At 63.5% G+C, this 14144-nt stretch carries 11 protein-coding genes; 1 reads left to right on the top strand and 10 read right to left on the bottom strand.

Features of this window, described 5'->3' with window-relative positions; all coding sequences use genetic code 11:
• Positions 1–6 precede the first annotated feature (6 nt).
• Positions 7–333, bottom strand: a complete 327-nt coding sequence (locus GM676_RS10595; protein WP_155463512.1) for a GntR family transcriptional regulator — start codon at positions 331–333, stop codon at positions 7–9.
• Between the two features lie 68 nt (positions 334–401).
• Positions 402–971, bottom strand: a complete 570-nt coding sequence (locus GM676_RS10590; protein WP_155463511.1) for a helix-turn-helix domain-containing protein — start codon at positions 969–971, stop codon at positions 402–404.
• Between the two features lie 44 nt (positions 972–1015).
• Here GM676_RS10590 and GM676_RS10585 point away from each other — a divergent pair, with 44 nt between their 5' ends.
• Complete coding sequence (locus GM676_RS10585; RefSeq protein ID WP_155463510.1) at positions 1016–1465, top strand: GNAT family N-acetyltransferase; 450 nt, start codon at positions 1016–1018, stop codon at positions 1463–1465.
• On the opposite strand, the gene GM676_RS10580 is transcribed toward GM676_RS10585, so the two are convergent.
• The 8 genes from GM676_RS10580 to GM676_RS10545 all read right to left on the bottom strand — a co-directional run.
• On the bottom strand, positions 1462–3684 hold the full coding sequence (locus tag GM676_RS10580; RefSeq protein WP_371866189.1) for a DUF3141 domain-containing protein: 2223 nt from the start codon (positions 3682–3684) through the stop codon (positions 1462–1464). The genes GM676_RS10585 and GM676_RS10580 overlap by 4 nt on opposite strands.
• 113 nt (positions 3685–3797) lie before the next feature.
• The gene (gene typA, locus GM676_RS10575; RefSeq protein WP_155463508.1) at positions 3798–5633 is read right to left on the bottom strand and encodes a translational GTPase TypA; all 1836 of its coding nucleotides are present in this window, start codon (positions 5631–5633) and stop codon (positions 3798–3800) included.
• Between the two features lie 90 nt (positions 5634–5723).
• Positions 5724–6650 (bottom strand): tRNA pseudouridine(55) synthase TruB, encoded by a 927-nt coding sequence (gene truB / locus GM676_RS10570; RefSeq protein ID WP_155463507.1) that lies wholly within the window; start codon positions 6648–6650, stop codon positions 5724–5726.
• Positions 6650–7039: a 30S ribosome-binding factor RbfA gene (rbfA, locus tag GM676_RS10565; protein WP_155463506.1), complete on the bottom strand. Its 390-nt coding sequence runs from the start codon at positions 7037–7039 to the stop codon at positions 6650–6652. The genes truB and rbfA overlap by 1 nt, the downstream gene beginning before the upstream one ends.
• Positions 7040–7111: 72 nt before the next feature.
• Positions 7112–9979 carry a translation initiation factor IF-2 gene (infB, locus tag GM676_RS10560; protein ID WP_155463505.1) on the bottom strand — a complete coding sequence of 956 codons (2868 nt, stop codon included), beginning with the start codon at positions 9977–9979 and terminating at the stop codon, positions 7112–7114.
• Positions 9980–10025: 46 nt separating this feature from the next.
• A complete protein-coding gene (gene nusA / locus GM676_RS10555) occupies positions 10026–11591 on the bottom strand; it encodes a transcription termination factor NusA (protein ID WP_155463504.1) in 1566 nt (521 codons plus the stop codon).
• Positions 11588–12076, bottom strand: a complete 489-nt coding sequence (gene rimP / locus GM676_RS10550; protein WP_155463503.1) for a ribosome maturation factor RimP — start codon at positions 12074–12076, stop codon at positions 11588–11590. Before rimP ends, nusA begins: the two co-directional genes overlap by 4 nt.
• A gap of 333 nt (positions 12077–12409) precedes the next feature.
• Positions 12410–14144 (bottom strand): pseudouridine synthase (locus GM676_RS10545; RefSeq protein WP_155463502.1); only part of this gene is annotated, 1735 nt, incomplete at its 5' end.

Below are 14144 nucleotides of genomic sequence, written 5' to 3'. Positions count from 1 at the left end.
CCCCTTCTATTCCATGAATTGCTTCAGCAGTTGCAGGATTTTTTCTTCGGGCAGGCCCAGCGATTTCGCCAGCTTGCCGGCTTGCTCCAGGTGCTGCATCAGCTCCTCGCGTTGCAGCACCTTCATGTCGAGCACATCGTTGACCCAGCTGCCCTTGCCCTGCTGGGTGACGATCACACCTTCCCGCGCCAGCTCCAGGTAAGCCCGCTTGATGGTGATGACGCTGACCTTGATCTCCACCGCCAGCTCGCGCACGGACGGCAGCGGCGTATGCGGCGGCCAATCGCCCACCGCAATCCGCTGCTTGATCTGCTCCATGATTTGCTGATACATGGGGCGGGTGTCAGTCTGGGAAAATACGAAACCGCTCTTCATATACACAGTATGCACAGTTAACGTGATCAGAGCAAGCTAAATGGCAAAGTCACCAGGCCCACCAGGTAGCGGGCCGGGGTGGCGCCGGGATTTTCGTAGGCGATGGGCTGGCCTTCACGGAAGGCGACGCAGTCACCGGCTTGCAGCTGCCATTGCTGTTCGCCGGCCGTCACCGTGATCGTGCCCTCCAGCAGCCACACTTGCTGGTAAATGTCGGCGCTGTGCGACGGCTGCTCGTATGACACCCGCCGTCCCGGCGGGAACACCACTTCCACCAACTGCATCGGCGAGCGCACGCCGGGCGACAGTTGGCGCCGCGTGTAGCCGGAGTCGGGATCGGTCCACACCGGCTGCTGCGCGCGCGTGCTCAGCGGCGACGGCGCCGCCGCCTCGGCCGCAAACAGCGAGGCCAGCGTCACGCCCAGCGCGCCGGCCAGCTTGTCCAGCACGGTGGCGGTGGCGCTGCTTTCGCCGCGCTCGATCAGGGAAATATTGGAACGGCTGACGCCGCTGCGCTCGGCCAACGCCGCCAGCGACAGACCGCGCGCGTTGCGCAGGGCCAGCACACGGCTGGCAATAAGTTGATTGATGTCCATGAAATCCATTATACTGGATTTATCATCCAACAAAATGACATATCATGCCTATCACCTTTGAAACGCCCGACCAGCCCGAAGTGCACACACTGATCGCCGAGCTGGATACCTATCTGCTGCAACTCTATCCACCGGAATCCGTGTACGCGCTGGATGTGCAGACCCTGCTGCAACCGAATATCCGCTTCGCGGTGGCGCGCGATGCGCATGGCGCGGCGGTCGGCTGCGGCGCCATTGTGCTGGGCGAGGAATATGGCGAGATCAAGCGCATGTACGTGCGTCCGGCCGCACGCGGCGCCGGCACCGCGCGCCAGCTGATGGACCTGCTGGAACACACCGCCCGCAACGCCGGCTGCCCGCAACTGGTGCTGGAGACCGGCCCGGACAATCCGGAAGCGCTGGCCCTGTACATGCGCCACGGCTTTGAACGCTGCGGACCGTACGGCGATTATCCGGACGATCCGCTCAGCGTCTTCATGCAGAAAAAACTCTAGGCGGCGGAAGGCGCGCCCTTCTTCTTGCGCACCACCGCCAGCGCCGGCGCCTGTGGACCGAAGATGGTGGCGATGCGCTCCAGCCGCGTGGCGGCCTCGCCGGTCAGCGTGCCGGTGGCGCCCGCCACCTGACGCACGATGCCCAGCGCTTGCTGGCGCGCGTCCGGCTCGTCCGGCAGCAGCGCCGGCAAATCGTTCACCGCCGCCTCCTCGTTCACCTGCAACATCAGATACTGCTCGCGCAGGATTTTCTTCAACAAGGTCACATTCATCACCTTGTCGTCCGAGGTGCGCAGATGCAGCTGGCGGATCGCCGCAAAGGCGCGCTCGTCGGCCGCGCTCATTTCCGGGCTGCGGAAGATGTACAGCAAGCCGCGGATAATCGCCTCGGTCACGCCGCCCTCCTTGGTGCGCAGCGCCAGCGCCGCGCGGTTGGCGCTGGTGGCCGCCTCGCGCGCGATATCGCGGCCGATGCGGCGCGGCTTGCCGCCGTCCGTGTTCAGCCCCACCAGCGCTTGCAGCAACGGCGAGCCATAGACGCTGAGGAAGATGTTCTCGGTGGCCTGGTCGCGCACATCGCGATAGCGGTCGAGTGCCTCGACAATCTGCTTGCTCCACGCCTCCTGCATTTGCAGGAACACATTGTCCTCGCCCACCGGACGGCGCTCGGCGCGCACTTTCTCGGCCAGCGCGGGAATCTGGTTCAGCAGCGGGTTCTTGCTGGAGAAGGCGGTGTAGCGCATGCGCAGCGGATGCGATTCGCGCAGGCGCTCGGCGCTGGCCTCGGTCACCATGCTCTTCACGATCGGGCTGGCAAAGGTCTGGTACAGGCCCTTGTTGATTTCGGACAGGCGGGCCACGGTGGCGAAGCGGCGTTCATCCTCGACGTCGTTGCCGCCCAGCGCGCGCAGCGCGTCCAGGTTGCGGCGCTCGAAGCGCATCACATAATCGCCGGCCGCCAGGTCGCCGGCGGCGATCTCGGCTTGCAGCATTTCCTCATCCTTATCGAGGAACACCGCTTCGTACAGGCCGGGCGGCATGATGTCGATCATGTCCATGGCGGCCGTGAATTCCTCGTGCTCCTTGTTGGCCACCGAGGCCGAGACGAAGATGCCGAGGTGGCCTATGCTCTGGTGCATGGAGTAGATGATGGTCTGGCCGCCGCTGACCAGCGCCGCGTCGTCCTCGTACAAATCCAGCACCCAGCCCAGCGCCTGCTGCGGCGGCGTGATGTCGTCGCCCCACGAGCAGAACACCACGATCGGCGATTTGATGTTGCGCAGGTCGATGCGATGCCCGGCGCTATCGAGCAGCGCCGCATCGCTCAGGCGATTGCCGACGAACAGCGAGTCGGCGATGTACTGCATCTCGCCGGCGTTCAGCAGCACTGGATTGCCCCACCATTTTTCAAACTCCAGGAAGCGCTGCGCTTCGGTGTCGATCTTGGAGTAGACGTGGTAGTTCTTGGTCCAGAAGGTGTTGGACGGATTCATCTTTTCGAAATTGGCGACCAGCTGCGCGCCGTCGAAGATGCCATTGCCGAGGTCGCCCGCCAGCGCCGTCATCCAGGTGCCGCCAAGGATGCCGCCGAGGTAGCGCAGCGGATTCTTGCCGCGCACGCCAGCCCAGTACGACAGCGGCGCGCCGGCCAGCACCAGCGGCCCGACCAGGTCGGGATTCAGTGCGCTGGTCATCATGATTTGCCAGCCGGCCTGGCAGTTGCCGATCAGCGCCGGCTTGCCGTCCGCCTCGGGATGCAGCGCCGCCACCTTGGCGATGAACTGCGCCTCGGCGCGGCATACGTCCTCGATGGTCTGACCCGGCACGGGGTGCGGCAGGAAGCCGACGAAATAGCACGGATGGCCCGCCTTCAGCACCACGCCGATTTCACTGTCATGCTTCATGCCGCCGATGCCGGGACCATGGCCGGCGCGCGGATCGAACACGATGAAAGGACGCTTGGTGGCATCCGGTTCGATGCCGTCCGGCTGCAAGATGCGCAGCAGGCCATAGTTGACGGGACGTTCGAGGTGACGGCCATCCATCACCACGTCGAACTGGAAAGTGAGGACGTGCGGGGCGGTTTGTTCGGCGCGGTGATTGCGCTCGTCACCGCGTTCGCGCAGCACGTCCATGAACAGGATGGAGCGCTGGGCGGCGTCGATCCAGTAGTCGGTAGCCTGCTGGGCAAGGTTGAAGGGATTACTGAACCAATTCACGTGATCCTCCGATGCGTTTATGCTGCCACGCACAAAAGTAACCCACCAACAAGGAAAACGCAAATGAAAAAAGCCGCCTTGCGGCGGCTTTTTCTGCACTGGCGAACGCTGGCTTACGCGCCTTCGCGCGAGGCCTTCTTACGCTCGTGCTCTTTCAGGTAGCGCTTGCGCAGACGGATCGATTTCGGGGTGATTTCCACCAGCTCGTCGTCCTCGATGAACTCGACCGCGTATTCCAGCGACATCTGAATTGGCGGCACCAGGCGCACCGCTTCGTCGGTGCCCGAAGCGCGCACGTTGGTCAGCTGCTTGCCCTTGATCGGGTTCACCACCAGGTCGTTGTCGCGCGAGTGGATACCGATGATCATGCCTTCGTACACCGGGGTGTTGTGCTCGACGAACATGCGGCCGCGGTCTTGCAGCTTCCACAGTGCGTAAGCCACAGCGGCGCCGTCGTCCTGCGAGATCAGCACGCCGTTGCGACGGCCGGCCAGTTCGCCTTTCGAGGTGTCGACCGGAGCGTAGGCATCGAACACGTGCGACATCAGGCCGGTGCCACGGGTCAGGGTCATGAACTCGCCCTGGAAGCCGATCAGGCCACGCGCAGGAATGCGGTACTCCAGGCGCACACGGCCCTTGCCGTCCGATTCCATGTTTTGCAGGTCGCCGCGACGACGGCCCAGTTCTTCCATGACGCCGCCCTGGTTGGCTTCTTCCACGTCCACCGACAGCATTTCGTACGGCTCTTCGCGCACGCCGTCCACCATCTTGAACACCACGCGCGGACGCGATACGGCCAGCTCGAAGCCTTCACGACGCATGTTTTCCAGCAGGATGGTCAGGTGCAGCTCGCCGCGGCCCGACACTTCAAAGATGGTGTCGTCGTCGGTTGGCAGCACGCGCAGCGCCACGTTGGATTTCAGTTCTTTTTCCAGACGGTCGCGCAGCTGGCGCGAGGTCACGAACTTGCCTTCGCGGCCGGCCAGCGGCGAGGTGTTGACCATGAAGTTCATGGTCAGGGTTGGTTCGTCGACGGTCAGCATCGGCAGCGCGTCCGGGGTGTCCGGCGCGCAGATGGTCGAACCGATGCCGATGTCTTCGATACCGTTGATCAGGATAATGTCGCCGGCAACGGCTTCATCCACCAGCACGCGCTCCAGGCCCTTGAAGTTCAGCACCTGGTTGATGCGGCCTTTGGTCGGGGTGTCGTCAGGACCGTTCAGGAACACGACGTCCTGGCCGGCTTTCACGCGGCCACGCGAGACGCGGCCGATACCGATCTTGCCCACGTACGACGAGTAGTCCAGCGAGGTGATCTGCATTTGCAGCGGGCCGTCCGGATTGTCGTCACGCACCGGCACGTATTTCAGGATGGCTTCGAACAGCGGCTTCATGTCGCCGCCGCGCACGGACTCGTCCAGGCCGGCGTAGCCGTTCAGGCCCGAGGCGTAGACGATAGGGAAGTCCAACTGCTCATCGGTGGCGCCCAGCTTGTCGAACAGTTCGAAGGTCTGGTTGATCGCCCAGTCGGCGCGTGCGCCAGGACGGTCGATCTTGTTGACCACCACGATAGGCTTCAGGCCCAGAGCCAGCGCCTTGCGGGTCACGAAACGGGTCTGTGGCATCGGGCCTTCCTGCGCATCCACCAGCAGCAGCACCGAGTCCACCATCGACAGCACGCGCTCCACTTCGCCGCCGAAGTCGGCGTGGCCCGGGGTGTCGACGATGTTGATGTGGGTGCCTTCGTACTCAACCGCGCAGTTCTTCGACAGAATCGTAATGCCGCGCTCTTTTTCGAGGTCGTTCGAGTCCATCACACGGGTATCGACCGCCTGGTTTTCGCGGAAGGTGCCGGACTGGCGCAGCAGTTGGTCAACCAGCGTGGTCTTGCCGTGGTCAACGTGGGCGATGATTGCAATGTTGCGGATTGCGCGTTTAGTATTAGACATGGTTGTATATTTGCGGAAAAACTGCGAGTGAGTACCTTCGAGGTACACGAAGCCCTCTAGTATAGCATGTTGCGATGCAACTTTATCGCTTTATTGCGGTGTAAATGCGATTAATCGTTCGGGCGCCAGGATGCTGTATTCGCCAAGGATGGCGCTGCCAAGCAACTTGTCGTCCAGGTAGACGCGCACCCTGCCCTGTTCCTTGGGCACGGCGATCGACGGCTCCTTGCCCAAAGGCAGACGCTGGCCATTCAGGAAGCGCTTGGCCAGGTCGGCGTTCAGCTGCACGGCCGGGAAGCTGGACAGCAAGGCGTCGACCGGCGACAGCAGCGACAGCGGCGCCGCGTGCGCGGCCAGCTGGTCCAGCGTGATCATGTGGTCGGTGGTCAGCGCGCCCACCTGCGTGCGGCGCAATGCGTTCAGGTGGGCGCCGCAGCCCAGCGCCTTGCCGATGTCCTCGCCCAGCACGCGGATGTAGGTGCCCTTGCTGCACGTGACGGACAGCTTCAGGAACGGTGCCTGGTACGCGATCAGTTCCAGCTTGTGGATCACCACGTCGCGCGCTTCGCGTTCCAGCGTGATGCCTTCGCGCGCGTATTCGTACAGTGGCTTGCCGTCGCGCTTGAGTGCGGAGTACATCGGCGGCACTTGCTTGATCGGGCCGCGGAATTGCGCCAGCACGGCGTGGATCTGCTCCAGCGTGACATTGACCTCGCGGGTTTCCAGCACCTGGCCTTCGGTGTCGCCGGTGTCGGTGGTCAGGCCGAGGTGGACGGTGGTGTCGTAGGTCTTGTCCGCTTCCAGCAAGTCCTGCGAGAACTTGGTGGCCTCGCCAAAGCACAGCGGCAGCAGGCCGGTGGCGAAGGGATCGAGCGTGCCGGTGTGGCCGGCCTTCTTGGCGTTCAACACGCGCTTGGCTTTGATCAGCGCGTCATTGCTGGACAGGCCGACCGGTTTGTCGAGCAGCAGCACGCCGTCCACCAGATCGCGGACGCGTTTCACACGGGCTTGATTCATTACTCTTGGCCGTCGTCGAGCGAGCGGGTGCTGTTGGCCTGGTCGATCAACGCCGACATCGCCATGCCGCGCGCGGCCGAGGTGTCGTGCACAAAGTGCAGCTGCGGCAGCGTGTGGATGTGCAGGCGCTTGCCCAGCTGGTTGCGCAGATAACCGGAGGCGGCGTTCAAACCGGCCAGCGTGTTCTTCACGGTTTCCGCATCGTCCTTCAGCATGGTGAAGTAGATTTTGGCGTGCGCGTAGTCCGGGGTCAGCTGCACCTCGGCCAGCGTGATCATGCCGACGCGCGGGTCTTTCAATTCAAAGGCGATCAGTTCGGACAAATCCTTCTGGATCTGATCGGCCACGCGCTGACCGCGCTGTGGGATGTTTTTGCTATGTTTTGCCATGATGATTCCATAAACGGCAAGTGGACGGGAGGGCCCGTCCACTTTACCAGATACTGCCTTGCTAACCCGAAATTACAGGGTACGCGCGATTTCCTGGACTTCGAACACTTCCAGCGAATCGCCGACCTGAATGTCGTTGTAGTTCTTCAGCGACAGACCGCATTCCAGACCGGCGCGCACTTCTTTCGCATCGTCCTTGAAGCGCTTGAGCGAGTCGATCTCGCCAGTCCACACCACGATGTTGTTGCGCAGCAGGCGGACCGACGAGGTACGCTTGACCACGCCATCGGTGACCAGGCAGCCGGCGATCGCGCCGACCTTGGACACCAGGATGACCTGGCGCACTTCCAGCTGGCCAGTAACGGTTTCGCGCTTCTCTGGCGCCAGCATGCCGGACAGCGCCGCCTTCACCTCTTCGATCGCGTCGTAGATGATGTTGTAGTAGCGGATATCCACGCCGTTGGACTCGGCCAGCTTGCGCGCCTGGGCGTCGGCACGGGCGTTGAAGCCGATGATGACCGCCTTCGACGCGACCGCCAGGTTGACGTCCGACTCGGTGATGCCACCGACGGCGGCATGCACCACCTGCACGCGCACTTCCGAGGTCGACAGTTTTTGCAGCGAGCCCACCAGCGCTTCCTGCGAACCCTGCACGTCGGTCTTGATGATCAGCGGCAGGTTCTTCACCTCGCCCTCGGCCATCTGGTCGAACATGTTTTCCAGTTTCGCGGCTTGCTGTTTCGCCAGTTTCACGTCGCGGAACTTACCTTGACGGAACAGGCCGATCTCGCGGGCTTTGCGCTCGTCCGCCATGACCATGACTTCTTCACCGGCTTGCGGCACTTCGGTCAGGCCCTGGATTTCGACCGGGATCGAAGGACCGGCTTCGTTGATCGGCTTGCCGTTCTCGTCCAGCATCGCCCGCACGCGGCCGTAGGACGAACCCGCCAGCACCACGTCGCCGCGCTTCAGCGTACCGGTCTGCACCAGGATGGTGGCCACCGGGCCCTTGCCCTTGTCCAGACGGCCCTCGACGATCAGGCCGCGCGCCGGCGCGTCGACCGGCGCTTTCAGTTCCAGCACCTCGGCTTGCAGCAGCACTTGCTCCAGCAGATTGTCGATGCCCTCGCCGGTCTTGGCCGATACCGGCACGAATGGCGATTCGCCACCGTATTCTTCCGGCACCACGCTCTCGGCGACCAGCTCCTGCGTCACACGGTCGATATTGCCGCCCGGTTTGTCGATCTTGTTGATCGCCACCACCAGCGGCACGCCGGCCGCTTTCGCGTGAGCGATGGCTTCCTTGGTTTGCGGCATCACGCCGTCGTCGGCCGCCACCACCAGGATCACGATGTCGGTGGCTTTCGCACCGCGGGCACGCATGGCCGTAAAGGCTTCGTGGCCCGGCGTATCCAGGAAGGTGATGATGCCGCGCGGGGTTTCCACGTGGTAGGCGCCGATGTGCTGGGTAATGCCGCCGGCTTCGCCCGACGCCACTTTGGCGCGGCGGATGTAGTCCAGCAGCGAGGTCTTGCCGTGGTCGACGTGACCCATCACGGTCACCACCGGGGCGCGCGGCACGGACTCGAAGTGCGCGTGCTCGCCCTGGTCGGCCAGGATGGCTTCCGGATCGTCGATCTCGGCGGCGAAGGCCTTGTGGCCCATCTCTTCCACCACGATCATCGCGGTTTCCTGGTCCAGCACCTGGTTGATGGTGCACATCTGGCCCAGCTTCATCAGCTGCTTGATGACCTCGGATGCCTTGACCGACATCTTGTGCGCCAGTTCGGCCACGGTGATGGTTTCAGGAACGTGCACGTCCTTGACGATGGCTTCGGTCGGCGCCTGGAAGTTGGTTTCGCGTTCTTCCGACTGGTGATGGCGACGGCCGCCCTTGCCACCGCGCCAGCTGTCGCGGCCGGTGCTTGCGCCGGCGCCGGCGTTGCCGCCACGGCCCTTCGAGCCGCCCGGTGCGCCGCGCTTCTTGGCGTCGTCCTGCCAGGTCGACGAGACATTGGCCGACTTGATCGACTTCTTGTCGGCGCCGCCGTTGACTGGCTTCTTGTCGTCCTTCTTCTCGCCCGGCTTGGCCGCATTGGCGGCGGTGGCCGGCTTGTGCAGCGTGCCTTCGGCAACTTTCGGCTTGGCCGGCGTCGGCGCCGGCTCAGGCGCCTTGATGGCGCGGCGTGGCGCGTTCATCATGGCCTTGATCTGCGCCACTTCATCGGCCACGGCCTGGCGCGCGCGCTCGGTGGCGGCGGCTTGTTCAGCGGCTTCCTTGGCGACAGCGGCGGCCTTCTTCCGGGCTTCCTCGGCGGCGGCTTTTTGCTTGGCTTCCTCGGCGGCGTTGTCCACGGCTGGCGCGGCAGGTGCGGCGGCGGCGGCGGCCTTGGCGGCGGCGGCCTTCCTGGCCTCTTCCTCGGCTTCGCGCTTGGCGGCGGCTTCGGCTTCGGCGGTGGCCTTGGCCTGGGCGGCTTTGTCCGCTTCCAGCTTGGCCAGACGCTCCTGTTTCTCGCGCAGTTCCGCTTCCTGGCGGGCGATCAGCTCGGCCTGCTTGCGTGCCTCTTCTTCGCGGCGTGCGACTTCGGCCGCGTCGATCACCGGCGCCGCCGGGGCGGCAGGCGTGGTGGTCAGCGGTTCGTCGCGCTGCACGAAGGTACGCGTTTTCTTGACGGCGACCTGAATCGTGCGGGCCTTGCCATTGGCGTCGGCCTGCTTGATCTCGGTGGTTTCCTTGCGCGTCAGCGTAATTTTCTTCTTCTCTTCAGCACCGGCGCCGTGGGTGCGGCGCAGGTGATCGAGCAGCTTATCCTTATCCTCTTTCGACAATGGATCTGACGCCGACACTTTCTCGACGCCGGCAGAACGCAGCTGCGTCAGCAGCAAGTCTGCAGGCATCTTCAGTTCGGTGGCAAATTGGGCTACGTTGTTACTCGCCATTCAGTCCTCTTTTCTATGTGTCGCGGAGATGATAAAGATACTCAAATTAAGCCTTTGCAGATTCGGTCAGACTCCAGGCCTTGGCTTGCAGCGCCTTGGCACGGTCGTCGTACTTCGCATCAACCAACTTCATCTCATCGTCGGTCACATCTTCAAATTCACTCGTAATCAGTGCTCGTGCGCGGTCAGACGACAGGGCCAGGATGGCGCCGAACTCGTCATAAGCCAGGCCGGCAAAAGCGTCTACCGTTTTGATACCAGCCAGGCCCAGCTTGCCGGCGGTGATGCGGTCCATGCCTTCCAGACCGACCAGCGCCTCGTCCATGCCTTCCAGGCCTTCTTCCGAAGCGATGGCTTCGGTGACCAGGGCGTCACGGGCGCGGGTGCGCAGTTCGTTGACGGTATCTTCGTCGAACGATTCGATCTCCAGCATTTCCGAGATCGGCACGTAAGCGATTTCTTCCAGGCTGGCAAAGCCTTCTTCCACCAGGATGTCGGCCACTTCCTGGTCGACGTCCAGTTTTTCCATGAACAGCGCGCGGATCGCGGCGGTTTCCTGGGCTGCCTTGTCGGCCGATTCCTCGGCCGTCATGATGTTGATCTTCCAGCCGGTCAGGTCGGACGCCAGGCGCACGTTCTGGCCGGAGCGGCCGATGGCGATGGCCAGGTTTTCCTCGTCCACCACCACGTCCATGGCGTGCTTCTCTTCGTCCACCACGATCGACGACACGTTGGCCGGGGCCAGCGCGCCGATCACGAACTGGGCCGGATCTTCCGACCACAGCACGATGTCCACGCGCTCGCCACCCAGCTCGCCGGTCACGGCCTGCACGCGCGAACCGCGCATGCCGACGCAGGTGCCGATCGGATCGATGCGCTTGTCGGCGGTGTAGACGGCGATCTTGGCGCGCACGCCGGCGTCGCGGGCGGCCGATTTAATTTCCAGCATGCCTTGCTCGATTTCCGGCACTTCCAGCTCGAACAGCTTCATGATGAACTCTGGCGCGGTGCGCGACAGGATCACCTGCGGGCCGCGCATATTGCGGTCGACGCGCAGGATGTAGGCACGCACGCGGTCGCCGATACGCAGATTCTCTTTCGGGATCATCTGGTCGCGCGGCAGGCGGGCTTCGATCTTGCCGGATTCGACGATGGCGTCGCCGCGCTCCATGCGCTTGATGGTGCCGGTGACCAGCGAGTCGCCGCGCTCCAGGAAGTCTGCCAGAATCTGTTCGCGCTCGGCGTCGCGCACGCGTTGCAGGACCACCTGCTTGGTGTCTTGCGCAAAGCGGCGGCCGAACTCCACCGATTCAATCGGCTCTTCGATGTGGTCGTCCACTTCGATATCCGGAATCTGTTCCTTGGCTTCGAAGTGCAGGATTTCCTGGTCCGGCAGTTGCAGGCCCGCTTCGTCAGGCACCACGTGCCAGCGACGGAAGGATTCGAACTCACCCGACTCGCGGTCGATCGAAACGCGGATGTCGACTTCACCCTCATAGCGTTTCTTCGTGGCTTGCGCCAACGCGAATTCCAGTGCGCCGAAAACGACATCTTTATCGACGTTCTTCTCACGCGCCAGCGCGTCTACCAATAACAAAACTTCGCGACTCATGCTTTGCGTCCCTTAAAATCCACCTGTGGCACCAAGCGTGCCTTATCCACATCGGCGAGCGTAAATTCCAACTGCGCCGGACCTTCATTGCTTTCAAATTCCAACGACAAATTCTCGCCCTCGGGTTCCAGCAGGATCCCCGTGAACGACTTCCGGTTGTTCGTACCCGGCATGGCCGCGCGCAGCTTGATGACTGCCTCGCAACCGGCAAAACGGACATAATCCGACAGCTTGCGCAGCGGACGGTCCAGGCCCGGCGACGAGATTTCGAGACGTTCGTAAGGAATGTTCTCGACCGTCAGCACGTGCGACAGCTGATGGCTGACCGTGGCGCAATCTTCCACGGTGATCGGACCTTTTTCTTCGGCATCTTCCGCGCTGAAATCGATAAACACGCGCAGCAGTCCGCGCTCGGCCCGTTCGACATCAACCAGCTCATAGCCCAGACCGGCGACGGTCTTTTCAATTAATTCCGGCAGCTGCAAGAAAATTCTCCAGTTCAAGACCTGTTTATGCAGAGGCACAAAACAAGCCCGTTAAAACGGTTCAACAAAAAAAAAATGGGCATCTGCCCATCTTTTTGAAACACCTAGCCAGATGAAGAGTTCGTCGTGTTGTAATGCACTTTGAACTTTTACTAGGCTAGACATTATAACCTTATATGAATCGCGCTGCAATGCCGCATGGGCGGCATGACAGGCAAACAACAAGGCAAAGGTGCTTCGAGGTTGTTTCAAAATGCGCGCACCGAGGCACGGCGACGAAGACAGCGCACCGGCACGGCAAGGAGCCGCAACGAAGCTGCGGACTTTTTGAAATTAACCCTTGCGGCGACGCGGCATGCCATGGTCGATGGCGCCGCCGCGCGGCGGCTGGCCACGGCGCGGCGCACCCGAGGCGGCGCCGAAGCCGAACGTGGTTTGCAGCGGGTCCGGCTGGCGCGGACCACGGCTCGGGCCCTTGGACTGCTGGCCACGTCCCTGCCCTTGGCCCTGCCCCTGGCTCTGGCCTTGCGACTGGCCGCGGTTACCCTGGCCTTGCGCGCGCGGACCCGGCGCCTCGCCCAGCGGGCGGCCGCCGGCGTAAGCACCGATGCCCTGCGGACGACCGCCTGGACGACTGGAGGTCTGACCGCCACCCTGGCCGCCCTGACCACCCTGACGGCCCTTGCCGCCACGGTTGCCATTGCCACCGCCGTTGCCGCCAAAACCGCCACCCTGGCCGCGGCCATTGTTGCGGGCCGGCTTGGCGAATGGCAGAGCGTTGGCGTTGCTCAGATCGGCGCGATTGAAGTTCGGCTCGTTTTCGTCGTCTTCATCGTCGTCGTAGAAATCACGTTCTTCGCGACGGTCGGCGCGCTCGGCATGCACGTCGCGGTTGCCGTTGCGGCCGCGCTTCTCCGGACCATTGTTCTGGGCCGGCTTGGCTTGCTGCTTGCTACTTGGCGGCTGGGCGCCGCCTTTTTTCTCGACGCTGTACGCCGCCATCAGGCCGCGCACCGCGTTCTCCTCCATTTCCTCCCAGCGGCCGCGCTTCAGGCTGCTTGGCAGGGTCATGGCGCCGTAGCGGGTACGGATCAGGCGCGACACGGTCAGGCCGATCGCCTCGAACATGCGGCGCACCTCGCGGTTACGGCCTTCGCCGATGATCACGCGGTACCACTTGTTGATGCCCTCGCCGCCGCCGTCGGCGATCTTGGAGAATTGCGCCATGCCGTCTTCCAGCTCAACGCCGGCCAGCAGTTTCTGGCGCATGCCCTCTTCCAGCTCGCCCAGCGTGCGCACCGCGTATTCACGGTCGATGCCGTAGCGCGGGTGCATCAGGCGGTTGGCCAGGTCACCGGAGGTGGTGAACAGCAGCAGGCCTTCGGTGTTGAAGTCCAGGCGGCCCACGGCCAGCCATTTGCCGGCCTTCATGGTCGGTAGGCGGTCGAACACCGATGGACGGCCGTCCGGATCGTCCATGGAGACGATCTCGCCGGCCGGCTTGTGGTAGATCAGCACGCGCGGCGGCTTCTTGCTCACGCGACGCTGGATCAGCTTGCCGTTGATGCGCACCGCATCGGTCGGCAGGATGCGCTGGCCGATGTGGGCCGGCTCGCCATTGACCGACACGCGGCCGGCAACGATCAGCTCTTCCATGTCGCGGCGCGAGCCGAGGCCGGCTTCGGCCAGCACCTTGTGCAGCTTCGGCGCATCGTCCTCGGCGGTCAGGTCGCGGCGCACGGTTTTCTGCTGCTGGCGGCCTTTGCCGTCGTCGCTGTCGAAGGCGTCCGAAGTGACGTAGGAGAATGCGGCGTCGGCGTCGTTCGGCTTGGCGCCGCCGGCGCTCTGCTGGCCGCCACGCTGCTTGCCGTTCTTTTTCTTGCCGTTGCGCTGATTTTGCTGACCATTGGTGCGCTGTTCGTGGCGCGGCTTGCCGGCCGGGGCTGCGGCGCCCTCCTCCGCTGGCGCGGCGTCGCCCTCGGCGACGACAGGCTCGGGACGCGGCATGCTGGCCTGGCGCAGCGCGCGCTGCTCGCGCATCTGGCGCGGGCCGCGTGGACGCTGCTGG

Origin of the sequence: Duganella radicis, from assembly GCF_009720825.1 — a bacterium.
Lineage (GTDB): Bacteria > Pseudomonadota > Gammaproteobacteria > Burkholderiales > Burkholderiaceae_D > Rugamonas > Rugamonas radicis.
The sequence above is the reverse complement of the archived record's forward strand: the minus strand, read 5'-3'. Positions and strand labels throughout refer to the sequence as shown.